Origin of the sequence: Natrinema hispanicum (genome assembly GCF_004217335.1) — an archaeon.
Lineage (GTDB): Archaea > Halobacteriota > Halobacteria > Halobacteriales > Natrialbaceae > Natrinema > Natrinema hispanicum.
In genome coordinates, this window is the sequence record NZ_SHMP01000004.1 from 474,482 (window position 1) to 497,495 (window position 23,014).

Here is a 23,014-nt window from a genome sequence, read left to right on the forward strand (position 1 = left end):
AGTTCGGTCAGCGACGAGCCGGAGACCGCATGCGCTCGAGGACAAACACGAACTGTGCTCACGGATGGCGTGATTGACAGCGGTTAGAGTCCGGATCGCCGTGGCGATTTCGAGAGAATCAGTATCCGAACGCCGCGCTCAGACGTACTGTGCGACGACGTTGAGAATGTCGTCGAGTTCGTCCCCCGACAGCGAGTAGCGCTGCTGTGCGTACACCGACCGGAGTTCGTCCCGGTCCTGTGGCAGGAGGTTGGCGATCTTGTAGGCCGTCGGTTCGTCGACCTTCTCTACGTCTTGGAGGTCCTCGACGAGCGCCTGGGCCTCATCGGGCTCGAGGACGGCGAACCGATTGGCGTGTTCGATCGCTCGTGCGAGTTCGTAGCGCAGCTCGCGATCCTCGTCCATCGCGCGTTCGGCTTCGATGTCGGCGAGCAGCTCCTTCGTCTCCGAGACCGTCAGGAACTCCTCGTCGACGATCTCTTTGAAGATCGTCATCCCTGTTCAGATCCGGCTCTTTTCCTGATTCTGTGCGCGCATGTGAGCCGCGGCGACGAGCAGCGTCTTGTCCTTGCCGCCGTCGTTGATCTCGACTTTGAAAACGCTGCCCTGTTTGCCGACGACTTCGCCGGTGAGCCCGTCGAAGCGCGGGTGGAAGCGACCGTCCGAGACGCTTGGGTCGATCTTCAGGTGGACCTTCTCACCTTTCTCGTACTCCTGAATCGCACGCTGTGGCGGCGACGTGCCGCGGTCTCGAGGATCGTTTGCGAGCTTTCGCCGGGTTCCCTGACGAGGGCCATTAGATTTCGGCATAGTCGTACGACCGCTTTGTCCGGTGATGGTTATAAAACACACGTATTCGGGTTGCTCGAGTGCTGGCGTTTTCGTCGTCTGTCCGGACTGTGGGTGCCGGGGCAACTGATTAAGTAACGAGACGACGACCAAGTCCCTATGAGCGTGTCTAGTGAGACTCGAGTCGATGGCACGGCATTCGGAATGGCGATGGGGACGCTCTGGGCTGGTGGCGTCGTCTTCCTTGGGCTGACGGCACGGCTGGGGTGGGGTGAGAAGTGGCGTGACCTGCTTGCAGACGTGTACATCGGGTACGATTCGACGAACCGAGGGCTAGCAGTCGGTGCTGGCTGGGCGTTCGTCGACGGGTTCGTCGGCGCGTATCTCCTCGCCTGGCTCTACAATCGCTTCCGTCGGGGAGGAACGGAAGATGAATACGAAAGACGATGACGCACCGAATTCGGGTCAGTCGCGTTCCTGGCGTCGTTCGCGGTCACGAACTACACGAACCTCCGGCTCGCCGACGAGACCGGATCGAACTCCCTCGTTCCCGCGGTCGGCCTCGTCGGGACGACCGTCGCGATCCCGATCGTCCTCTATCACCTCTATCGGACTGACATCGAGATCCTGCTCTGGATCGTCGGCATCTTCGTCTCGCCGTTCGTACTCGAGTTCCTCTACGTAACGCGGCGTCCGTACGGCCTCGAGGTCGGCGATAACGCCTGATCGGCCACAGCCAGTGACAGCGGTGGTATCGTGACGGTCACAATCCGTTCACGATAGGCGAAAGACGAGACGCGGATCAGCCCCTCGAGCGCTGGGGACCCCAGGACACCTACATCTATCGTACTGGCAGCGAATGCTCGTCGTATGCACGCCGAAGACGACGCTGGCGTTCACGCGCTGCCGATCACGGTCACGTACGGCGAGCGAGACTTGACAATCACACCCACACTCGTCAAGACCGACCGCGGGCTCGTCCTCTGTGACGTCGGTCCACAGGGAGCCGTCAACGGCCTCGAGACCCACCTGCGAAGCTTAGGCTACGACCTCGAGGATATCTGGCTGGTAGTCCTCACCCACCACGACGGGGATCACGCCGGTGGACTGGCAGAACTGAAAGACCGCGTCGATGCAGTCGTTGGGACCCACCGTGACGAAGCGCCGTACATCTCGGGCGAGCGCGACCCGATCAAGGGCGACGGCGACCGCTACCCGTCCGTGCCCGTCGACATCGAACTGGCCGACGGCGTTCGGATTCCGACGGGTGCCGGGCCGATGGAGGTCGTCGCGACGCCGGGCCACGCGCCGGGACACGTTTCGCTGTACTTCCCTGACGGGAACCTGCTCGTCGCCGGTGATGCACTCGTCGCGGACGGGACTGAACCCCTTGCCGGCCCAAAACCGCAGTTTACGCCCGACATGGACCGTGCAATCGAGTCCGTCGGGAAGTTAGCCGGCCTCGAGATCGACCACACGCTGTGCTATCACGGGGGCTACGTCCCACAGGGAAGCGACAGGATTCGCGAGATTTGCGAGCAGTGACGCGAGTGAGCGGTTGAACCGCGGCGCAGGCCACTCCCAGCGTGGAGCCACAGCAATGGACGAGGGCGGAACTGAAGCGGAATTCTCATCGGTGTCGACGACCAAAACGGGGTAATGCGACTCGAACTCCGCGTCTGTCAGCACTGTCTCGATGGCGATCACGGCAACGAGCGTCGCACGGCGCTTCTCAACGACATGGTCAACTGTGCCGAACAGATCAAGGAGTACAAGGACGTCCTCGACCTCGATGCGGTCCACATCCGCAAGGTCAGGGACGACGAACCGGGGAAACCGGCGGCGCTGCCGGTCGTCTCGGCGACGATTCAGAACGACCAGATCGTGTTAAACGACACGCAACTCGTCGCGGAGGGTCAGGACGGAAACATGCTCGTCTACACCAACCCCGACGACGTCTTGACCGTCCTCGCGGGGAACTTAGACGAAATCAGCAAGGCCGTTACCGACGACGTGACCGTCGACCTCTCGCAGATCGGCGCAGAGATCGTCTCGCAGGCCAACCTCGGTGCGAACCGCGGCGATCAGGAACAGAGCCAGTAAGCGCTCGTTGTCCGTTCGTCGTCCCGATTCACGTTCTGGCGACGGTCCATCCAGTAGCGACAGCGACCGCTACTGGCGGAGTGATACCGTCGGCCGCTGGCCGCGAGTGGCCCGGGCCGGAACGGCTAAAAACGGACGGCAGTCGCCGGTTAGATACGGCCGACGTTCTCGACGCCGACGCTTTCGACGCCGTCGACCTCGGTGAAGTTCTCCTCGACAGTCTCCGTGCCGCCCGCGCTGTCGGGGACGATCACGGTCGGGTAGAGCGCAACGAGGCCGAACGCGACTTCCTCACGTTCGACGCCGTTGATCTTCGCACCCTCGGGGAGGGTACTCTCGAGGCGCTCCTGGAGCGCGTCGAGGTCGATTTCGGGGCTGTCCGGCATGACCTTGATTTTGGCAGCGACTTTTCCCATGGTAGTTACGGGCCGGTGAAACCGCAGTCAGGACACTCATAGAGGTTGCTCTGCTTGCGACATTTGGCACAGCGGTAAATCTGCTGGCCGCAGTCGGGACACTTGAACGCAGCAGCGTTCGTGCCCGCGATGTTGAGCCCGCAAGAGACACAGGCGCGTGTCTCTCGGTCGTCGGTCGTACTCATATCCTTCCCTTCCCGCCCGCCGTTTTTAACCGTTGTCTTTCGATGGCTGCTCGAGCGATCGAGACGGAGACGGTCGGAAACAGTGAGTGTCGGTCGGATTTTCAGAGGGAGAAAAGACGGTGGCGGTTACTTTATACCCCAGTCGAAACATCGATGTGAGATCCGGTTGCTCGACGCCCGACCGGATCTCTGCCTCTGACATCTTACTCGGGTATCGACGTACAGCCAGGCAGTATCAACATTCAAAGTCGTGCCCGTCCTACGGCGAGTGAATGCGCCTCGACGACTACATCGAGGAGTTAGAGCCCGACGAGGAGGCAAAGCGCCGCCGACTCGCCAAGGAGAAGTCCTACGCGATCACGGATCACTTAGCGGACTTCGAACGCCGGTTCGATGACGCCGTCAGTGGCGACACCCTCGTCGGCTCGACCGCACCCTCGATCTTCGTCGGGCGGTCGAACTACCCCGACATCCCCGTCGGCGTGCTCTCGCCGGTCGGCGACGAAGGGGCCGCTACGGAGTACGTCACCGACGGCGACTGGTACCAGCAGGGGTATGCGATCGATGACGTGCTCCAGCGCCGAACTGGCCTGTTGAACTCGAGCAAGCGCGCCAATGTCGACTCGCCGTCGATCGCGAGCCGGCTGACGCCCTCAGTTCACGATACGTGGGACGGCTTCGTCGGCGTCCAGCGCGAGGTCGCCATCGCCGACCGGCCGGTCGACTTGGAGATCGGACTGGACGACACCCCTGATCTCGGCCTCGATGCTGGAACGGATGTCGCGACGCCACGCGGACCGCGTGCCAACGCGCGCAACGCTGAACTGCGCGAGAACCCTTATGTTCCGCGCCCGGTCAAGAAAACGCTCGAGGACGACGACTGGCAGGCAGAGGGGGCGATGACCTATCTCTATCGGCGCGGCTTCGACGTCTACGACATCAACTCGATCCTCTCGGCGGGCGCACTCGGCCAGACCGAACAGCGCCGACTCGTGCCGACGCGGTGGTCGATCACGGCCGTCGACGACACCGTCGGGAAGTACCTGCGTGGACGCATCCGGAACGCTCCCAGCGTCGACGAGGTGCAAGTCTGGGCCAACGAGTACATGGGAAACCGCTACTGGGTCGTCCTCGCACCCGGCACCTGGGAGTTCGAACTCGTCGAAATGAAAGCGCCGGGCAGCATCTGGAATCCGAACCCGAACGACGACATCTGGCTCCAGAGCGCCAGCGAGGGCTACGAGGGCCGTTCGAGCTACGTCGAGGAGACCGCAGGGGCCTACTACGCCGCCCGGCTTGGCGTCCTCGAGTATCTCGAGTCGATCGGCCGACAGGCGAAGTGTCTCGTCTTGCGCGAGGTGTCGGACGACTACTGGGCCCCCGTCGGCGTCTGGCAGGTCCGCGAGAGCGTTCGCAACGCCTTCGATGGGGAATACGGTGAAGCGGAGACGTTCCACGAGGCGGTCGCGGAGGTCGCGACGCAACTTCCAGTCTCCTATGCGCGCCTGCAGCGCAAATCCGAACTCGCAGCCGGGTTGCAGTCAAACCTGAACGCCTTCTCGAATCTGGAGTAAGTCGGCCGAGTGGGCCGACACGCCGACCGAGTTACTGGTCGAGCTCCGTGAACGACGCCTCTCGTTCGAGATTGGAGTCAGAATCAGCATCTGCGGCATCCGCGTCCGCCGACGGTGAGCGCTCGAGGCGATCGAGAACCGTCACGCTGGCTTTGAACGCTGCGAGCACGACCGGCCCGACAAACAGGCCGACGATCCCAAAGAGCACGCCGCCGCCGACGACACCCACCAGCGCGATCGCCGGATGCAATCCGGACCCTCGATCGACGAGAAGCGCCCGGAGATACGTGTCGACGACGGCGAGTACGGCGATCCCATATCCCAGCAGGATCACACTCTCGAGGAGACTGCTCGAGAACGCGTGGGCGACGGTCACTGGGCCCCAGACGAGCCAGATCCCAACCGTCGGGAGCACCGACACGAGTGACAGCGCGACCGCCAACACGGCCGCATACGGGACGCCGAGTACGATCAGCCCCAGCGCGCCGAGTATCCCCTGTAACACTGCGACCAGCAGGTGACTGCGGAGTACCGCCCAGACGACGACATGGATCTCCGCGAACAGGTCGTCGACGAGTCGGCGCTCGAGCGGGACGACCTGCCGGACCCAGTCGAGGCCTGCAGGGCCGTCGACGAGCAGGGAGTAGAGGACGACGATGAACACGAGCGTTCCGACGACGATATCGGCGACGGTGGCCACGAGACCGACGGTCTGGGAGACGGAGACGTCAGCCGCCGCTTCAATCGTCGCCGCGAGTTCGCTCGAGAGGGCCGACTCGATGAGGGCGATCGACGCTGTGTCCAATCCAAGTGTCGTTTGTGCGAACGTCCGCCCGGCGGTGACGATGTGGGCGGCAGCGACGGACTCGAGCGCCGACGTGACGGTCTCGAGGATGACCAGCGAAACGACCACCAGTGGGATGACGACGCCAGCGACGGCGAGGGCGGTGAGTGCGACGCCGGCGGTTCGTGCGCCGATGCGTGGCACCAGTCGCTCGTAGGCCGGCCGGAGAGCGACCGCGAGCAGACAGGCAGCCAGCACGTACTCGACGAGCGGCAGGACGATCAGTGTGGCAAGCACGCCGAGGACGCAGATCAGGAGGGCAAACACCGAGGACCGAGCGTCCATACGCCTGTCACTCGCGAAGGGTGCATAAATGTTAGTAATCCATACTGTATTCATCAGTGACTCGAGGACCGATACACGCGGCGGTCGCCGGCTGGCTGTCAGTCAGTTCCGGTGGGACCACGACTGCCCTGCGGGCCCACCGGGACATCGGCACAGCAGACCGTCTCACTCCCGGAACGCGAGCGGGGCCGCGGACGGTCGATCGCGGACGGCTACAGTGGGACCGGCAGCCACTCGAGCAATTGCATCACGAGCAGCGGATCGAACACTGGGTCGTGTAGAACGAGCCAGTCGAGCAAGATGAGGCCGCCACCGTGGGCGACGACCGACGGAAGAATGGAGTCGGACGCGTAGTCGACGGCACCGAACAGGACGTCGGTCGGGCCCGACAGCAGGAACTCGATCGGTGGCTTCGACGTATGGTGGAGCATGTAGACGACGGGACTGATGAACACTGCGCCGATGCCGATCTTCTTGACGCCGACACAGAGGAGCCCGCGGTAATAGGTTTCAGCAGCAAGCGCGAGCAGCAGTAGCTTTATCGCGTGGAGGCCGAACGCCGCGGGCGCGGTCGACGTCGTCCAGATCGGATAGTACGCGCGGATCGTCGGAAGTGTTGATCCGACGACATAAAACGGGAGGACGAACAGCGCAAGCAGGACGGTGTTTCGCACCGCGATGCGGTCAACGTGCCAGCCGATACGGTTCCCGTGTGTCAGGCCGAGCGCGAGTGGCCCGCCGATCAGGAGCACGCCGTCGACAACGAGCCGGCGGTTCAACTCACTGGGGACCAGAGACATCCACAGCAGCGAGAGCACGGCACCGACGACGAGTGTCTTCTGGACCCAGGACAGCCGGAGCCGGTCCCGGAACCAGCGGACGCCGCGTCGATCCGGCTCGGACGACACAGGTTACTCGTCAGCAGTCGGAATCGGGCCGGTCCCGATTACGTCCCGGACGTGGGACTCAAATTCCTGATGGCGCTGGAAGTACGTCTCGTCGACGTCTGCAAGCACGTCGGACAGTTCGCGAGGGCCGTCAGGGGTCCGGATCACGGTCTCACCCTCGAGTCGGTCGACTTCGCTTTTCTCTTTGGGCCAGGTCAGTCGCGAACTCACGCGAGCAAGCGGCGCACCCTCGACGGGCGTGTGCGTCCCGAGTGAGACAGCCGGCTCCGCGTCCTCGTCATCGTCACTCATGGGCGTCGGTTTGCGAGCGCGGTGATTCAAACTTTCGCTTCCATGGGTCGTGCCAGTGGTCCAGAACCGCCGGAACCTCTCCGGCAACCGAGGTGTGTCTGACGTATCGTTTTGTGGCGGGGCACCGAACGGCCGCGTATGACAAGCCTGACGGAGGTCTACGACGGGACCGCACCGGGGGTGACGAGCCGCCGGCTGTACGCTGGCACGGCGCTCGTGATACTCGGTGCGATCCTGGCCGTCGTAGCTGTGCTCGTGGCGACGACCGACCTCTTCAGCGGGTATGCGGTCGAACTCTCCGGCGATATCGCCGCCCAGTTCGCGACCGTCCGTGTCGGTGGCGCGCTCGCCGGACTGAGTATCCCGATCGCGCTCGTCGGCGTCTTCGTCGTCCTGCCGGCCAACCGTCGCGTCCAGGCCGCCGCCGCGATCAGCGCGAGCCTCTGTCTGCTCGGCGTTGCACTCTTCTGGTATGCGTATCCCACACACTGGCGCGGCCACAATCAGCAACTCACGCTCGAGGTGTCAGTCGTCTACTTGCTCGGCCTCCTGACGTCCGTGTGGAGTCTGTTCAGCGCCGTCGCGACGTTCAAGCGACGCAACGATCCTGGCGGCACCCTCCAGATGAACGTTACCCGCCACAACAAGACGGTCATCGAGGCCGACGACGACGAGGACACCGCGGGCAGCCTCGGCGGGATCGGATTCCTCGGTGGCACGCCCGACGGAGACGTCGAGACACAGACCAACGCAGACGATACGTCCGCGGCGCTGTCGTACGACGAGCGCTCGAGTGCGACGACGTCACAGCAGTCGGCTACCGATCCCGAGTCTCAACGCCGTCCCAGCGTCGGCACAGCCACCAGCGACGGTGGCTCCGCTGTCTCCGATATTTCGTCGCCACTGGATGCCGGCGACGGCCGTGACGCCGAAATCGTCGAATCGACACCCGACCAGCCGGCCGAACCCACAGACCGCTACTGTGGGAACTGTGCGGACTTCGAATACGTCCGGTCCTCGGACGGGATGGTTCCCTACTGTGCCCGCCACGAGACGGCCATGGACGACATGGACGCCTGCGAGGAATGGACGCCGAACCGGCAGTAATCAACTACTGGAGCGTTTTCTAACCGAGGCTCGTCGCAGGTGTCTCACTCGAGTTGACCGTCCGATCGACGACCCGCTTTCGAGTCACGAAAACTGGGAGAGACGAAATCGGAGCTGCAAGCGAGTTACAGCCCGACGAGCTGTCGTCCAAGTTCGAATACCAACTGTGGGAGTTCAAACACGACCATGGCAGCCAGCGCCAGTTCGCCGACGGTGACGACCGCGGTCACGAAGTCCGCGCGTTTGCTGCTGACTGTGACACCAGTCGGGAGCCCATACTCTTGGGTCGAGAGCGGATAAAACAGCGCGATCCCGCGCTTGCTCCCCGCCACGTCGAGCACGTAGTGAGTCAACACGCCGATCCAGACGTACTCGAGGTTACCGAAGACGTACGGAAAGGCGACGAATCCGAGCAAGATCGGCAGATTATGCAGCGTTTTTCGGTGTTTGCCAAATGCGGTGTCGACGTCCGGAAAGAGTGCTCCCAGCGTAATCGGGACGCCGATCATTATGATCGTCTTGAACGTCTCTAAGTCCCCCACCGGCACGAACAGATACCCCAGCCCGATGCTCAACAGCACGGCGTTTAGCACGTGACCCTTCTTGTTCATCTACCGCTATCTGGGGAGTCACGTGGGGAATAGTTTTCTCTCGAGAGAGTCGCCGACGCGGACCGGTTCGGGCGTTACGCTGCCTCGAGTTCGGCGAGCAGATCCACGAGTGCCTGCTCGACGGTCTTTGCGCGGACGGCAGCGCGGTCGCCGTCGAAGACGTACCGGGAGACGGTCGTATACGATGCTTCGCTGCCCCACGGGGCTGCGTAGGAGATTCCGATGTAGACGGTGCCGACCGGGTTGTCGTCGGTTCCGCCAGTCGGGCCGGCGATTCCGGTCGTTGCGATTCCCCACGTGACGTCCGTGACGTCGCGGACTCCCTGTGCCATCTCACGGGCGACCGGCTCGGAGACGGCACCGTGTTCGTCCAGTGCTTCGCGGCTCACGCCGAGATGGCGGCGCTTGGCGTCGTAGGCGTAGGTCGTCAGCCCGGCATCGAAGTAGTCGCTGGCACCCGGGACGGCGGTGATTGCAGCACCGATCAACCCGCCGGTACAGGACTCGGCGACGGCCAGCGTCTCCTCGCGGTCGCGAAGCGTGTCGCCGACTTGTCTCGGCAGTTCGCGGTCGATATTCGTCGGTCATGCTCGAGTCGACGGGCGACAGCGTTGTGAAAGCGCGGGTCGCGGCCGCGGCCACAATCACGACACCGACGGCACACCGTGCGACCCCGAAACGGAAAGAACACGGGGCGTGGCTTCGGAGTATCCGATATGGACTACGAGACGCCGCTTTTCTTCCACGTGATGGAGTATGCGGACGCGGCGGACCGCGACGTCATCGATATGGTCAGCGGGAACCCCGACTGGGAGCCGCCCGAAGCCCTTCGGGAAGGACTGCGAGAGTATGCTGACCTCGAGCCAGACCGGTTCCAGTACGCACCTAGCGCGGGACTGCGCGAGTTGCGCGCGGAGATCGCCGCGCGCCGGGGCGTCGACGCCGAACAGGTCGTCGTCACCAACGGCGCGGGCGAGGCGAACTACCTCGCGATGGCGCGAGCGCTCGAGCGCAATCGTGGAAACGAGATCCTGCTGACCGACCCTGTCTATCCGTACTATCCGGGGAAGACGACGATGCTCGGCGGGACCCAGCGATTCGTCGCGACTGACGACGAGGGACAACTGGATCCCGCAGCCGTCCGCGCGGCCGCGAGCGACGAGACGGCCGCGATCGTCGTGAACACGCCGAACAACCCGACCGGCGCGGTCTATCCCGCAGAAACGATGCAGGAACTCGTTTCCATCGCCGAGGCGTACGACGCGACCTTGATCAGCGACGAGGTGTACGACCACTACGACCTCTCCGGGGAGTTCGCGAGCGCGCTCGAGACCGACTCGGCTCACCGGATCGTCACCAACGCGTTCTCGAAGTCGATGGCGATCACTGGGGTTCGGGTGGGCTATGCGATCTTCCCGCCGGAACTCGTTTCGGACGCCAGGAGCCGCCACATGCTGGTCAACGTCGCGACCACTCGGCCAGGCCAGTACGCCGTCTTGCAGGCGCTTCGCGAGACCGGCCCCGACTACTACGAGCGCAACCGGAAGCGTCTCCGCAAGCGGGTTGAAACGTTTACCGACGCACTCGAGGCAGCCGGCGCAGAATATACCACGCCGAGTGGCTCGTTCTACGTGATGGCACGCTTCGAGGGCTATCCGGGCACGCTCGCAAACGTCGAGCGGCTGATCGACGAAGCCGGCGTCGCCGGAATGCCCGGCGAGGCATTCGGCGATTCGCGACGCGAGTGGCTGCGATTCGCGCTCGTGACGCCGCGCGTCGAGGAAGCAGCCGAGCGGCTGGCGGCATATTTCGACTGAGAGCGACGCGGCAGGACGCTCGAGACCGACGAATACTCGTGTCGGGACTGGGAAAGACGGGGTATGAGCGGCATCGACGTCGAACCGGTCGAGGAAGACGAGGAAACGACGATGGACAGCGACGATGGCGGAAACACCATCGAAGTCACGCCGACGGACTCCGTCGACGCCGACGAGGAGCGCGACACCATCGACGTCGAGCCGTCCGACGAGCCGATCGACGGCCCCGACTACGTCCTCTATGGCGGGAAAGGCGGCGTCGGGAAGACGACGATGGCAGCCGCGACCGCCCTCGACAGCGCCCGCGCCGGGACGCCGACGCTGGTGGTTTCAACCGACCCCGCACACTCGCTTTCTGACACGTTCGATACCGACATTCCAGCCGAACCTGGCCGCATTCGAGACGACATCCCACTGTACGCTGCAGAAATTGATCCCGAGGCTGCAATGGAACGTGGCGAGACGCCCTTCGGCGGTGCGGGCACAGGAGCGGACGAGGAATCACCGTTCCCGGGCGATGAGGGCGCAGGCGGAGCCTCGCCGTTCCCCGGTGGCGAGGGAGCCGACGGCGGCCCGCTGGGCGGGCTCGGCGACATGCTCGGTGGCGAGTCGCCGATGGACGCCCTCTTCGGCGGCGCGATGCCCGGTGCCGACGAGGCCGCCGCAATGCAACTCTTGCTCGAGTACATGGACGACGAGCGCTTCGAGCGCGTCGTCGTCGACACGGCTCCGACCGGCCACACCCTCCGCTTGCTGCAGCTGCCCGAGATCATGGATACGATGATGGGCCGACTCATGAAGTTCCGCCAGCGCATCGGGGGCATGCTCGAGGGCGTCAAGGGGATGTTCGGCGGGCAACAGCAGCCCGAAGACGAAAACGAACTCGAGGATCTAGAAGTGCTGCGCGAGCGCATCGAGCGCCTGCGGGCGGCGCTGCAAGATCCCGCGCGGACGGACTTCCGGATCGTCATGATTCCCGAGGAGATGAGCGTCTTCGAGTCAAAACGGCTCCGTCAGCAGCTTCAGGAGTTCGAGATTCCCGTCGGCACCGTAGTCGTCAACCGCGTGATGGAGCCGCTGTCGAACGTCACCGACGACGTCGAGGGCGAATTCCTCCAGCCGAACCTCGATGACTGCGAGTTCTGTCAACGACGCTGGGACGTCCAGCAGTCCGCGCTCGCCGAGGCCCAGGACCTCTTCCGCGGCACCGACGTCCGGCGTGTGCCGCTGTTCGCCGACGAAGTCCGAGGCGAGGACATGCTCGAGGTCGTCGCGGCCTGTCTTCGATAGCCGCCTCGAGTGAAGCTCGAGCCCTATTCGGACTTGGCACCGTCTCCGGACCATTCACCGCCGACCCGGTCGACGCCCATCATCGCCTCGCCGGGGTGTTCGGTGAAGACGACCTTCTGGTTCTCGTCGGGGACATCGAACGTCTCGCTGATGTATTCCATTGTCTTGAGGGCGAACGCTCGTTTTCGGTCGAACGAGCGACCGCGACGGATCTCGGCGTCGAGAAAGAGCAACGGCCCATCGACGGCGCGACCGAGATGGAGGTCGGCTCCGTCGCGCTCGCGGATCGCCACAGCGACGTGTCCCGCAGTCGTCGCCATCTCAGTCGTATAGAGGTCTGTCACCCGCTCGGCGAAGGCGGTTTTCTCTGCATCCGACAGCGACAGCGTCGTCTCGAACTGTAAGAGTGGCATACCTTGAGTTGGCAGGTCTACGCCTTGTGCGTTCCGCGGTCCGTCGGCTCGCTCATCCGCGAGCGAACGGGCACGCGGCGCTTCGCGCCGCGGCAGGGCGAACGGCATAGCCGTGAGCCAGTGAGCGAGCGGGCCGACGACCGATGTGAGCGAGTGAAACGAGCGAACGGAGGGAAGAGTGCTTTTGATCACCCCTAAACGGGAGCGAAGGTCCCGCGAGGTCCGAGAGAGTTCTTTTGTCTCTCTCGAGATTTTACCGAGGGACGCCGCGCTGTGTGGCGACGCCACCAGCGCGGCAGACCGTAGAGTAAAAGGTTGTTAGTCGTCCGCAGGCAACTGCTGGCCGCCGATATCCGGCCGACTCACGTCGCGGTCGGTTTCCTCGCCCTCGATGTCGTAGGGGTACTCCCCGGTGACACAGCCAAGACAGAGGTCGATACGCTCCTTTCCGAGAACCTCGGCGACGGCGTCGGTCGAGAGGTACGCGAGGCTGTCAGCGCTGATCGTATCGCGGATCTCGGCGGTCGACTTGTCCGAGGCGATCAGTTCCTCGCGGGTGGCCATGTCGATGCCCATGTAACAGGGGGCGACGATCGCCGGTGCGCCAATGCGGACGTGGACTTCCTCAGCCCCGCAGTCTTTCAGGAGCTGAACGAGTTGGGTCGAGGTCGTTCCGCGGACGATCGAGTCGTCGATGACAGTGACAGTTTTGCCCTCGATCGTGGACTTGATCGGGTTGAGCTTCAGCCGGACCGCGCGTTCGCGTTCGTCCTGAGTCGGCATGATGAACGTGCGGCCGACGTAGCGGTTTTTCATCAGTCCCTCGGCGAACTCGACGCCCTCGTCCTCGACGTCACGTGGCTCGCCGTCGGCGGTCGTCTCGCTTGCGGCGTCGGCATAGCCCGAGGCAAAGGCACGTCCCGAGTCGGGGACGGGCATGACGACGTCGGTCTCGACGCCGCTTTCCTCCCAGAGCTTGCGCCCAAGTTCGCGCCGGGCCTCGTAGACGAGGGTGTCGTCGATGACGCTGTCCGGGCGCGCGAAGTAAACGTGTTCGAAGAAGCAGTGGGCGGTGTGTTCCTGCTCGACGAGCTGGTAGGTGTCAAAGCCCTGCCCGTCGTCCTGCAAGACGACGAGTTCGCCCGGTCGCACGTCGCGGACGAGTTCGCCGTCGAGCGTGTCGATCGCCGCCGATTCCGAGGCAAGGATGTAGCCGTCCTCGAGTTCGCCGATACAGAGCGGCCGGTTGCCTTGCGGGTCGCGGACGCCCAGTACCGTGTCGTCGTGGCTGATCGTCAGCGAGTACGAGCCGTGGATCCGTCCCATCGTACGCTTGACGGCGCGGACCAGATCTTCCTCCAAGAGGTTGCGCGCGAGGTCGTGGGCGATGACCTCGGTGTCACCGTCGCTGGTGAAGGCATGGCCCGCCGCCGCGAGTTCCTCGCGGATCTCGTCAGCGTTGACGAGGTTGCCGTTGTGCGAGAGGCCAAGCGAGCCGCTCTTGAACGAGACGGAGAATGGCTGTGCACAGGAGGAGTCGACGGAGCCGGCCGTCGGATACCGGACGTGGCCGATCCCGGCCGCCCCGTTGAGCGTCTCGAGGTCCCCCTCGTCGAAGGCGTCGCCGACGAGTCCCATTTCGACGTGACTGTGCTGCTGAAAGCCGTCGTGCGTAACGATCCCCGCGGACTCCTGGCCCCGATGCTGGAGCGCGTAGAGCGCGTAGTACAACGGTCGTGCCGCGTCTCGACCGTCGAGTGAGACGCCGACGACGCCGCACTTTTCGGTCATTCCTGTTCGCCGGGGAGTCTCGCCCCGCCCATCAGTCATGGGAGTCAGTAGTGCCTCGAGCCGATAAAAACCCCCGTGTTTGTGCTTCTATAGACGGTACTAGAATCGAATTATATCCACGAACGTGGATATTTCTCGGGAAGTACACGATAGCAAGGCCTCACCACGGCCCGCTCCCGCTGCAGTGATCGATTTCGAGCCACTCAGTGGCCCGGTGTTGGAATCTGGAACAAGCCAGTGACGAAGCCGTCCCCGTCCGTTCTCGAGTTATCGACACATGGATGCCCAAGACACAGTGTTCAAGACGGTTGGCTCGAGTTCATCGTGTATGCGACTTGAGGAGTACTGGGGAGTCGGGCCGAAGACGCGGGAGACGCTGGTCGACGCGTTGGGTCGCGAGCGGGCGATCCAGGCGATCGAGAGTGGGGACGTCCGGACGCTTGCCGACGCCGGGTTGGCTCGCGGGCGGGCGACGCGGATTCTCCGGCGAGCAACCGACAGCGCTGGGATGGACGTGTTGGCGACCAGCGACGCGCGATCGGCGTATAAGGAGTTGCTGGATCTCGCGGTCGACCACGCCGTCACACAGCGCGCGGCAGACCGCATTCGGGTGCTGACGCCACTCGAGAGCCGAGCCGCGATGGAAACGCGGCTCGACGACGTCCTGGCGGCCAGGGACGCCTGGGCGGATCTCGACGAGGCCGACCGCGAGACCGTCCTCGCGGCCTACGAGCGCTACGACGAGCGCGAGGGCAGCGAACACGCTGCCGTCGAGGCTGCGCTCGCGCTGGACGAGGCTGGGGTCGACTCCGGGCCGTTCGCTGCGATCGCCGATCTCGAGCGCGCGCGGCTCGAGGCGGCCGCAGAGGCACTGGCAGCGCTGGACGGCGGCCGAGTCCGGTCGGGTGCCGACGAGGAACTCGACCGACTTCGGGACGCGCTGGGTGCTGTCGAGGACATGGACGCCGACGCAGCCGACCTGATCGACGACCTGCGATCGGAGGGCGTTCGCGACGTCGAAAGCTTTCGCCAGTCCTTCGAGGACCACCTGTTGAGCGAGACGGACGTGACGATCGATCGGGTTCGGGATGCGATGCCGACCGACGCGACGGATGCGACCGACTTCGTCGGCGGGACGTTGCGCACCCTTCGGAGCGATCTCACCGCGGCGGTCGACGAACGCGAGGAAACCGTCGCGGGCGAGTTACAGGACACGCTCGCGGACGCTCGCGACGCCGTCGATCGAGCAGTCGAAGCAGTCGACGAGATCGCGTTGCAACTCTCGCTGGCTCGCTTTGCGCTCGCGTACGACTGCACCCGGCCGACGTTCGTCGAGGGCGAGCAGGCGGCCGTCTCCGTCGTTAACGCGTGTAATCTCACGCTTGCGGCGCGTGACGAGGAGTCGGTCCAACCCGTTACTTACGCGCTCGGCGAGCACGACGTGGTGAGCGTTCCCGACGACGTGAACGCAGTCCCCGGCGAGCAACGCGTCGCCGTCCTGACCGGGGCCAACAGTGGCGGGAAGACGACGCTGCTCGAGACGCTGTGTCAGGTCGTCCTCCTGGCGACGATGGGACTGCCGGTCCCTGCCGATCGGGCCGAAGTGACACCCGTCGACTCGCTGGTCTTTCACCGCCGTCACGCCAGTTTCAACGCGGGCGTCCTCGAGTCCACGTTGCGCTCGATCGTCCCGCCGCTATCGTCGGGTGGCCGCACGCTCATGTTGGTCGACGAATTCGAGGCGATCACCGAACCGGGCAGCGCAGCCGACCTGTTACATGGGCTGGTGACGTTGACCGTCGACCGCGACGCACTGGGCGTGTTCGTCACCCACCTCGCGGACGACTTAGAGCCGCTGCCGCCCGAAGCACGGGTCGACGGCATCTTCGCGGAGGGACTGGATCCCGACCTCGAGTTGCGCGTCGATTACCAGCCGCGTTTCGACACGGTGGGCCGGTCGACGCCGGAGTTCATCGTCTCGCGGCTGGTCGCCAACGCAGGCGACCGGCGCGAGCGGGCTGGCTTCGAGACGCTGGCGGCGGCCGTCGGGGACGAGGTCGTCCAGCGGACGCTCGCGGACGCCCAGTGGAGCGCCGACGAGTGACAGGGGACGGACGCTCCGTCGCTCGCTGTCTTCCCCCGTCGCTCTAGTTCTGTCGATCCCCGCTGCGGTCGTCATCTGCGGGCCACCGATCCGGCGTGGGTTCGTATCCGTCCCTGCGATCGCCATCGATCGCGCCGCCGTACGTGTGAACCGCCTCGGGGTCAAGCCCCGAGGCTTCCCGTGGTTTAGTCAGACACTCCCACGACACCATCGACAAGGTGGCCTGTAGCGGTGTCGTGGGTCACGGTCGGGGCGTCCACGGCCCCCGATGCCTGCCGTCGCACCTTCCGAACTTGGGGAAGGCTGTTGAGAGCAGGCACATTCCAATTGAGTTTCTTCACGCCTTTTACGGCAATATTGACGCTTGCACCACGGTCGCTGTGGTCTTGATGAGAACACGACCGACACTTGAACCGCTTTTTGTTGCGGTTCGCTCGCTCTGTGTGTCCGCACATCGGACACCGCTGGCTGGTGTACTCAGGGTTAATCCAAGCAGTCGGAATCCCCTCGAACGACGCCTTGTACGACGTATAGAATTGGAGGGCACGGAACGGGAGGTGGTGCAAGCGTCGGTTCATCCGCGTGCCGTAGTCGATACTGTCGCGCATCTCTTTGAGGTCTTCAAAGACGATGCACGGCTCCTCGAACCGCTGACTCCATTCCACGATGTGTCGAGACACCTTGTGGAGTCTGTCGCGGACAAACCGTTCCTCACGCCCTTCCAGCGTGTCGTGGATGCTGTCCTTCCCCGCATTCTGCACTCGCTTCCGCATCGTGAAGTAGCGGTGACGCTCGAACTTGACTTCAGGGAAGTCGATAACGAGCGTGTCTTCGACGCCATCCTCGGAGAGAGCGGCGAGAGCCACGTTATTCTCGTTCACGTCCACGCCAACGACCGTTCGTGAGTCCTGCTTGTCTCGGACGGTCTTCTCGGTGTTGGTGACGTTGATGTGCAACTCAGCGGTGTCGTCGTGGAACAGGGCTTTTGCCGTCCCAATCTTCCACTCGTCACTCGTGAGCGCAGTCTTGAGAATATCGAGGTGGGCGTCGTCACCTTCGAGGACGCCTTTGACGTGTTTGTACGGCTTCGAGCTGATGCGGAACGCCACGTCACCGTCGTCGGTGAGCGACAGATTATACCCTTCCTCGTAGTTCGCACGAAGCGGGTACGCGCCGTCCTTGGTGTGGCTTGGTTGGCCGAAGTCGTCGTACTCGTAGTAGTTCTCCATCGCACCGAGAGCCTTCGAAACGACGCGCTGTGTCGTGTTCTTCACGAGGTCGGCGTCGTCGGCCACTCGGTCGGGAATCACGTTCCAGTCCACGCCTTGCTTGGCGAGACGGATGGTTTCATTGTACACCGACCGGGATTCGAGCGTGGCGTCACGGAGCAGGCTCTCGTTGTCACTCTGGATGTCGAGTTGGAAGTCCAGCGTCTTGACGAGAGCCTGTGCGTCGGTCATTCTTCGTCTTGCTCGGTGGGTTCTGAGGTGCGGACTACTTTCACGTCGGCCCCACGCCAGCGTTTTGGGACGGTGACGTGCGCGCTGTTCCCGAACGGCTTGACCTCACCGTCGAGAACTTCCTCGCCGTCGATTTCAAATCGATTCGCCATACCCGCGTATATCCTTCGGATATACTTAACTTGTATCGGTGGCGTGTCATCAGTATGGGCGAGAATCGGTCGAATCACACGGTGTACAACATCAACTACCACTTCGTGTGGTGCCCAAAGTCAAGCAAAGCGAAGCTTTGCGTACCTCGCGGGATCTTCGATCCCGCTCAGTACCGCCATGCGATTCTCGAACCAATCGACGATTCGCTGGAAGCGAGTTTCCGGGACGTGTTCGAAGAGTATGGCTATGAGATTCTGTCGATACACATTTCGCCCGACCACGTACACCTGTTCGTCTCTGCTCACCCGAAGTGGTTCGAAAGACGAAGTCTTTCGTCATCACGAGAATCGGAAATTCTCGAACGACACGCCCCGAGCGAAATCGTGCGGACGGTCAAGAGCATCACAGCGCGGGAGATGTGGGAACAGCACGAACCGTTCTTAGAAGACTACCTGTGGGGCGGTGAGTTCTGGGAGAAATCGTACTACGTGGGGACGGCAGGCGATGTTTCAACCGACACGATTGAACAGTATATCGAGCGCACGGAGCACGTTTAGCTGAGCGTACGGCCTTCACCCTCGGGGTCAAGCGAGGCACTCGGCCTGCTCCGCCTGTAGACGGTGCTGTCGTACGCCTCGCAGACGCGCGCCTCGAGGTAGGCCTGTGCGGCCCGCCGAGAGAGGCCGCCCATCTCGATGACGTCGGCGAGCGCGGTTTTGGTCGCGCGAAACCAGACCCTGAGTGCGCGGTCGTCGTCGGGGTCGACCGCGACGATCGCGCCGCGGCCACCGTCGCGACCGTCGCCCCACTCGAGCCAGCAGACCCTGTAGGCATCGACCGCGTAGTCAGCCGCCGGATCGACGAGATACAGCGCCTCGTAGGCGCAGGGATCGAGATGGTCTGTCAGGATGCGATCGCGGGTGATCGAGTCCGCGACGAGCGAGGGCTCGATCGCACCGGCTGCCAGAGGAGCAGTGGCGCTGATCTCGCCTGTTAGCGACAGATCGTCGCCGCCCCAGTGACTGTATCGCACGTCGTAGAGGTGGTCCAGTCGCCGATAGGCGACCAGCGCCCTATGGCCCATCGTTCACCCGGGCTGACAGTGACGGCAGCCGGTCCTCGAGACTCGTGGTGTGTGCTGTCTGGCAGATCACGTCGGGCTTGGCCGCCCGTCCGTACTTGAACCTGCGGACGTGCGTAGTCGACTGGCCGTTACGGCGTCGCGCTTGCCCGTCGCTCGGCGCGGACCGCGACTGCCTTGTTCATTGCGACGAACGCCCGTTCGACCTTGGTCTCGTCGAACACTAGCGAGGCGAGCGCGCCGCGAACCGTCTCCCGCTGGAGCAACCGCGTCCGCTGCCCATCGTCTATCGGCTGGAGGTGAAACTCGTGGTAGCGATCGAGTGCGAACGGGAGGACGAACCGATCGAGCCAGGCGAGCCGTTTGTATGGCTCGACGGTGGCGAGCACCTGGCCGTCGAGGAGTCCACGAGAGTCAGCGAGGTCGTCCCGCTCCCGTTGAGCCGTCCCATCGATCACGACCCCTTCGACCCGACGGGTGAGCGGGTTCCACTCGGGATAGGTATCGAACGCGAGCAGGGCGTCCCAGACGACCGCGGGCGGCGCGTCGATTTCGACGAATACCTCGACCTCGTTCATAGAGAGCATAGCACATACACAGGAAAGGCTGTACCGGTCGCTGCCGAGGATGGCGCGACCGCTCGAGCGCGGTAAACTGACAGCTTAGGCGCTGTCGTTGAACCGCCGGTTGGTCGAGAGCGGTGCGTCGCCGGGTTCGCCCCGGACGAAGTGGCCGGCCGGGTTGATCTCGCCGTCGCGTTCCATCGAGAGCAGTTCGACGAACCACGCCTCGTGTTCGATCTCCTCCTGGAGGATGCGTGAGGCCATGTCGTAGGTCCGTGGATCGACGTCGCGGGTCATGTCACAGATCTCCGACCACGTTCGGATCGCACAGCGTTCGGCCTCGAGCAGGACCTCGAGAATGCCTTCGGCATCGAGGCTGCCGGTGTTGAAGCCACCCTCGTCGTCCATCGGCGTTGGCACCTCGGCGTCCGGACAGGACGCCCGGTCGGCGAAGTCCCGAATATCGTTGGGGAGCGCCCCGCCGAGTTCGTACACTCGCGGTGCGACGAGTTCGAAGTGAGCCCGATCTTCGAGGCGGGCGTCTTCGGTGATCTCCTTGTAATCTTCATGTCCCGCCAGATGCATCCGCAGGTTCGTATAGTAGTAGTAGGTGGTGAACTCGGCACCGATCGCGTCGATCAGTTTCTCGCGGAGGTCCTCGGGCTCGAGCCCACGCTCGCGAATGACTTCCATACCGACACGCTCGCTCGTGTCGCCATGACTAACGCTCCCTGCAGAGTGTGGTTTGTCATCAGACATCGCATCCATTGACACCATAACGCAGCACTTAGAGGTTCGCGTACACTCTTGAGACACTATTCATTTTATCGTGACAATCACGAACATCTGATGATGAATGGAGTGCGTACAGTCAGTCAGACGACGGCCTGTCTGTGCGGACTTTCAGACGGCAGTCCGTCCGAGACGGCTGCCGCGTGTACACGGTCGTCAAGTGTTGTGACGGGCCGACATCAGGAAGAGGGGTCGTGGTCGAGCGTCGAGTCGGCCATCTTACGGGATCAGCGGGACCGTAATCCCCTTGCCTGACGGGCACACAGAGCCATCTATGGACCGACCGGATCGTGGGATCTCGCGTCGCGCGTTCGTCCGCAGCGCCGTCGCCATCGGCGGTGCAAGCGCGCTTTCCGCCTGCCTCCAGCGCGAAGCGACCGAAGACGTGCCACAGGCGACTCTCGCACTCGACGAACTCCCTGATCGTCAACACGCCTGGAACGAGTTTCTCGCGACCGACGACCACGGCAACGTGGTGCCGCCCGAACATCATCTCCTACTGGGCCTCGAGTACGTCGGTGATGGTCCGGCCGACGCGGCCGACGAGCGCGAGCAACTCGAGGCCGCGTTCCGAACCATCGAGAAGGCGTACAAACGCGGCAACGAGGGACTGGCGTTTACCATCGCCTATAGCCCAGCGTACTTCGACCGGTTCGACGCAGCCCCCGCAGGTGTCGAGTTGCCAGCGCCGACGGCGCTGACACCATTCGAGGACCCCACGCTCGATGCGTACGATGCGTTGCTCCATCTGGCCAGCGACTACGGCCACGTCACGCTCAGTGTCGAGGAAGCCATGAAAGGCGAACTCGAGCAACTCAACGGCATCGACGTTGAGGGGACCTTCGACGGCGTCTTCGATATCGCCGACCGCCGGACAGGATTCATTGGGCGCGGACTGCCAGCCGACAATCAATCCGGCGTCTATGGGATTCCCGACGGCAATCCGGTCCCGGAGGACGCACCGATGTTCATGGGGTTCAAATCGGGCTTTCGGAAGACACAGGCGAGCGAAGACCGCGTGACGATTCAGGACGGGCCGTTCGCCGGCGGCACGACGATCCACCTCTCGAGGCTCCAGTTGCACCTCCACCAGTGGTACGACCAGGACAGTCGTGATCAACGCGTTGCCAAGATGTTTTCGCCAGACCACGCTGCCGACGACCTCGTCGAGGGGGCCGGGCACAATCTTGGCGACTCGAGCCGCGTCACAGAGATCGCCGAGAGCGCGGCCGAGGACGCCCGGAACGAGGGAACGGTCGGCCACGCCCAGAAGACATCGCGTGCCCGTGAGGACGGCGAACCGATCATCCTCCGACGGGACTTCGACTCGACCGACGACGACCGGGCTGCTACGCACTTTCTCTCCTTGCAGCGGTCGATCGCCGACTTCGTGAAGACCCGCGAGGCGATGACTGGGACCGATCTCACCGAGGGCTCAGTCGGCGCACGAACCAACAACGGCATTCTCCAGTATCTAAGCGTCCACAACCGGGCCAACTACCTCGCGCCACCGCGAGAGCTGCGGTCTCTGCCTGCGCCGAATCCGGCGTAACGAGTGGCCTCGCTGTGTAGGGTCGGAATCCAAACTGGAGGGGCCGATAATACTTAAGACAGAGACCCTCATATGCGTTGATATGTTCTCAGACGGGCTGGAGATTCCGGAGTACGTCGCCGATGTAGTCACAATCGTTCAACTGCTTCTGGGAGTGCTACTCCCGATCGCGATGATCGGATGGGTGGACATAATTCTCGACAGCTACTTCGGCCCGGACGACGTCCGTTTCTATCCTGAAGTGGCGCTAGCCCTGATCGGTGGGGTCGTCGTGATATACCTTCTCGGCACGCTCTACGAGTAGTCCCTCGCTGCCATCTCTTTGTCATGAACTGACTGACTCCTCTCCTGGCCACGCTGGATATTGATTCCACCCTCGAGTGTGGCTGCTCGAGCGACTTACGCCGAGTCAGGCACATGCGTCCGACTGGCGTTTGCCGCCACGTCGTCGAACAGCGCCGCGGCGTCATCGGCCAGTGGGTAGGCGTCGTGGTACGGATCGATCTCGCGGTCGGTTCCCATGACGGACTGGATCGCGTCGGCGACGCGCTCGTAGTTCTCGTCGACGATGTCCTGAACGAGGACCGGCATGCCGGCTCGCTCGCAGAGCTCACTCGCGGCAGCCCGGCCCGCCCAGACCGTCTCGGCTTCGCTATCGACGAAAAACAGTGCGAAGGGTGCTTCGCCGAACTGCGCCTCGAGAAAGTCCTGTGCGGCCGGCTCGTCCCAGGAGACGACGCCGACACCCTCGAGCTGGCGCATCGCGGTCGAGGCGGCCGAACAGAACGGGCAATCACCGTCGTAGAGCAGGATACCGGTAAACTGCGACGACATAGTGGCCCGTACATCGTGCGGGGTGAAAACGTTCAGTGGGCACACGCTTGG

Annotated in this window: 29 protein-coding genes; 11 read left to right on the forward strand and 18 right to left on the reverse strand. The window is 63.6% G+C overall.

Translation table 11 applies throughout. The annotated features are described in order from the left end of the window. Positions 1-138 precede the first annotated feature (138 nt). Positions 139-495 carry an RNA polymerase Rpb4 family protein gene (locus BDK88_RS09295; RefSeq protein WP_130500190.1) on the reverse strand — a complete coding sequence of 119 codons (357 nt, stop codon included), beginning with the start codon at positions 493-495 and terminating at the stop codon, positions 139-141. Positions 496-501: 6 nt separating this feature from the next. After that, a complete protein-coding gene (locus BDK88_RS09300; RefSeq protein ID WP_130500191.1) occupies positions 502-810 on the reverse strand; it encodes a 50S ribosomal protein L21e in 309 nt (102 codons plus the stop codon). Between the two features lie 138 nt (positions 811-948). Between BDK88_RS09300 and BDK88_RS09305 the strand changes: the two genes are divergently transcribed. Continuing rightward, a complete protein-coding gene (locus tag BDK88_RS09305) occupies positions 949-1,239 on the forward strand; it encodes a bacteriophage holin (RefSeq protein ID WP_130500192.1) in 291 nt (96 codons plus the stop codon). A gap of 15 nt (positions 1,240-1,254) precedes the next feature. Here BDK88_RS09305 and BDK88_RS21530 read toward each other — a convergent pair whose 3' ends face one another. Beyond that, positions 1,255-1,392 (reverse strand): hypothetical protein, encoded by a 138-nt coding sequence (locus tag BDK88_RS21530; RefSeq protein WP_207225264.1) that lies wholly within the window; start codon positions 1,390-1,392, stop codon positions 1,255-1,257. Positions 1,393-1,659: 267 nt separating this feature from the next. Between BDK88_RS21530 and BDK88_RS09315 the strand changes: the two genes are divergently transcribed. Then, entirely contained in the window at positions 1,660-2,334 is a 675-nt protein-coding gene (locus BDK88_RS09315; RefSeq protein WP_130500193.1) for an MBL fold metallo-hydrolase, read from the forward strand. Positions 2,335-2,448: 114 nt separating this feature from the next. Then, on the forward strand, positions 2,449-2,892 hold the full coding sequence (locus BDK88_RS09320) for a hypothetical protein (RefSeq protein WP_130500194.1): 444 nt from the start codon (positions 2,449-2,451) through the stop codon (positions 2,890-2,892). Between the two features lie 149 nt (positions 2,893-3,041). On the opposite strand, the gene BDK88_RS09325 is transcribed toward BDK88_RS09320, so the two are convergent. Both BDK88_RS09325 and BDK88_RS09330 read right to left on the reverse strand, forming a co-directional pair. Beyond that, complete coding sequence (locus tag BDK88_RS09325; RefSeq protein ID WP_092931371.1) at positions 3,042-3,308, reverse strand: elongation factor 1-beta; 267 nt, start codon at positions 3,306-3,308, stop codon at positions 3,042-3,044. A gap of 5 nt (positions 3,309-3,313) precedes the next feature. Next, on the reverse strand, positions 3,314-3,493 hold the full coding sequence (locus tag BDK88_RS09330; protein WP_008012102.1) for an HVO_2753 family zinc finger protein: 180 nt from the start codon (positions 3,491-3,493) through the stop codon (positions 3,314-3,316). 272 nt (positions 3,494-3,765) lie between these two features. Between BDK88_RS09330 and nreA the strand changes: the two genes are divergently transcribed. Next, the gene (nreA, locus tag BDK88_RS09335; protein WP_130500195.1) at positions 3,766-5,067 is read left to right on the forward strand and encodes a DNA repair protein NreA; all 1,302 of its coding nucleotides are present in this window, start codon (positions 3,766-3,768) and stop codon (positions 5,065-5,067) included. Positions 5,068-5,098: 31 nt separating this feature from the next. Here nreA and BDK88_RS09340 read toward each other — a convergent pair whose 3' ends face one another. From BDK88_RS09340 to BDK88_RS09350, 3 genes are all read right to left on the reverse strand, one after another. Beyond that, positions 5,099-6,196 (reverse strand): AI-2E family transporter, encoded by a 1,098-nt coding sequence (locus tag BDK88_RS09340; protein ID WP_130500196.1) that lies wholly within the window; start codon positions 6,194-6,196, stop codon positions 5,099-5,101. A 212-nt stretch (positions 6,197-6,408) separates the two neighbouring features. Next, positions 6,409-7,104, reverse strand: a complete 696-nt coding sequence (locus tag BDK88_RS09345) for a CPBP family glutamic-type intramembrane protease (protein WP_130500197.1) — start codon at positions 7,102-7,104, stop codon at positions 6,409-6,411. A 3-nt stretch (positions 7,105-7,107) separates the two neighbouring features. After that, positions 7,108-7,395, reverse strand: coding sequence for a DUF5789 family protein (locus tag BDK88_RS09350; RefSeq protein WP_130500198.1), 288 nt, complete (start codon positions 7,393-7,395; stop codon positions 7,108-7,110). A 138-nt stretch (positions 7,396-7,533) separates the two neighbouring features. Between BDK88_RS09350 and BDK88_RS09355 the strand changes: the two genes are divergently transcribed. Beyond that, positions 7,534-8,502, forward strand: a complete 969-nt coding sequence (locus tag BDK88_RS09355; protein WP_130500199.1) for a DUF7139 domain-containing protein — start codon at positions 7,534-7,536, stop codon at positions 8,500-8,502. 125 nt (positions 8,503-8,627) lie between these two features. On the opposite strand, the gene BDK88_RS09360 is transcribed toward BDK88_RS09355, so the two are convergent. Next, the gene (locus BDK88_RS09360; RefSeq protein ID WP_130500200.1) at positions 8,628-9,113 is read right to left on the reverse strand and encodes a metal-dependent hydrolase; all 486 of its coding nucleotides are present in this window, start codon (positions 9,111-9,113) and stop codon (positions 8,628-8,630) included. A 74-nt stretch (positions 9,114-9,187) separates the two neighbouring features. Then, on the reverse strand, positions 9,188-9,688 hold the full coding sequence (locus BDK88_RS09365) for a CinA family protein (RefSeq protein WP_130500201.1): 501 nt from the start codon (positions 9,686-9,688) through the stop codon (positions 9,188-9,190). 141 nt (positions 9,689-9,829) lie between these two features. On the opposite strand from BDK88_RS09365, the gene BDK88_RS09370 reads away from it, so the two are divergent. Together BDK88_RS09370 and BDK88_RS09375 are read left to right on the forward strand one after the other, a co-directional pair. Further along, the gene (locus tag BDK88_RS09370; protein WP_130500202.1) at positions 9,830-10,930 is read left to right on the forward strand and encodes a pyridoxal phosphate-dependent aminotransferase; all 1,101 of its coding nucleotides are present in this window, start codon (positions 9,830-9,832) and stop codon (positions 10,928-10,930) included. 63 nt (positions 10,931-10,993) lie between these two features. Continuing rightward, on the forward strand, positions 10,994-12,220 hold the full coding sequence (locus tag BDK88_RS09375; RefSeq protein ID WP_130500203.1) for an ArsA family ATPase: 1,227 nt from the start codon (positions 10,994-10,996) through the stop codon (positions 12,218-12,220). A 23-nt stretch (positions 12,221-12,243) separates the two neighbouring features. Here the strand turns inward: BDK88_RS09375 and BDK88_RS09380 are convergent, their stop codons facing one another. Next, on the reverse strand, positions 12,244-12,633 hold the full coding sequence (locus tag BDK88_RS09380) for a tautomerase (RefSeq protein WP_130500204.1): 390 nt from the start codon (positions 12,631-12,633) through the stop codon (positions 12,244-12,246). A gap of 318 nt (positions 12,634-12,951) precedes the next feature. Next, positions 12,952-14,424, reverse strand: coding sequence for an amidophosphoribosyltransferase (purF, locus tag BDK88_RS09385; protein WP_130500617.1), 1,473 nt, complete (start codon positions 14,422-14,424; stop codon positions 12,952-12,954). Between the two features lie 328 nt (positions 14,425-14,752). On the opposite strand from purF, the gene BDK88_RS09390 reads away from it, so the two are divergent. After that, on the forward strand, positions 14,753-16,528 hold the full coding sequence (locus BDK88_RS09390) for a MutS-related protein (protein WP_130500205.1): 1,776 nt from the start codon (positions 14,753-14,755) through the stop codon (positions 16,526-16,528). A 185-nt stretch (positions 16,529-16,713) separates the two neighbouring features. Here the strand turns inward: BDK88_RS09390 and BDK88_RS09395 are convergent, their stop codons facing one another. Both BDK88_RS09395 and BDK88_RS09400 read right to left on the reverse strand, forming a co-directional pair. Continuing rightward, entirely contained in the window at positions 16,714-17,988 is a 1,275-nt protein-coding gene (locus tag BDK88_RS09395) for an RNA-guided endonuclease InsQ/TnpB family protein (protein WP_130500206.1), read from the reverse strand. After that, positions 17,985-18,140 (reverse strand): DUF2080 family transposase-associated protein, encoded by a 156-nt coding sequence (locus BDK88_RS09400; RefSeq protein ID WP_007540613.1) that lies wholly within the window; start codon positions 18,138-18,140, stop codon positions 17,985-17,987. Before BDK88_RS09400 ends, BDK88_RS09395 begins: the two co-directional genes overlap by 4 nt. Positions 18,141-18,194: 54 nt before the next feature. Between BDK88_RS09400 and tnpA the strand changes: the two genes are divergently transcribed. Then, entirely contained in the window at positions 18,195-18,698 is a 504-nt protein-coding gene (gene tnpA / locus BDK88_RS09405) for an IS200/IS605 family transposase (protein WP_130500207.1), read from the forward strand. On the opposite strand, the gene BDK88_RS09410 is transcribed toward tnpA, so the two are convergent. From BDK88_RS09410 to dps, 3 genes are all read right to left on the reverse strand, one after another. Beyond that, positions 18,695-19,225, reverse strand: a complete 531-nt coding sequence (locus BDK88_RS09410) for a DUF6735 family protein (RefSeq protein ID WP_130500208.1) — start codon at positions 19,223-19,225, stop codon at positions 18,695-18,697. The genes tnpA and BDK88_RS09410 overlap by 4 nt on opposite strands. Positions 19,226-19,353: 128 nt before the next feature. Continuing rightward, positions 19,354-19,800, reverse strand: coding sequence for an SRPBCC domain-containing protein (locus tag BDK88_RS09415; RefSeq protein ID WP_130500209.1), 447 nt, complete (start codon positions 19,798-19,800; stop codon positions 19,354-19,356). Positions 19,801-19,884: 84 nt separating this feature from the next. Continuing rightward, positions 19,885-20,544: a DNA protection during starvation protein gene (gene dps, locus BDK88_RS09420; RefSeq protein ID WP_130500210.1), complete on the reverse strand. Its 660-nt coding sequence runs from the start codon at positions 20,542-20,544 to the stop codon at positions 19,885-19,887. Between the two features lie 307 nt (positions 20,545-20,851). Here dps and BDK88_RS09425 point away from each other — a divergent pair, with 307 nt between their 5' ends. Continuing rightward, positions 20,852-22,129: a DUF7405 family protein gene (locus tag BDK88_RS09425; protein ID WP_130500211.1), complete on the forward strand. Its 1,278-nt coding sequence runs from the start codon at positions 20,852-20,854 to the stop codon at positions 22,127-22,129. Positions 22,130-22,211: 82 nt separating this feature from the next. Continuing rightward, on the forward strand, positions 22,212-22,433 hold the full coding sequence (locus BDK88_RS09430) for a hypothetical protein (RefSeq protein WP_130500212.1): 222 nt from the start codon (positions 22,212-22,214) through the stop codon (positions 22,431-22,433). A 95-nt stretch (positions 22,434-22,528) separates the two neighbouring features. On the opposite strand, the gene BDK88_RS09435 is transcribed toward BDK88_RS09430, so the two are convergent. Beyond that, entirely contained in the window at positions 22,529-22,963 is a 435-nt protein-coding gene (locus BDK88_RS09435) for a thiol-disulfide oxidoreductase DCC family protein (RefSeq protein WP_130500213.1), read from the reverse strand. Between the last annotated feature and the right edge of the window lie 51 nt (positions 22,964-23,014).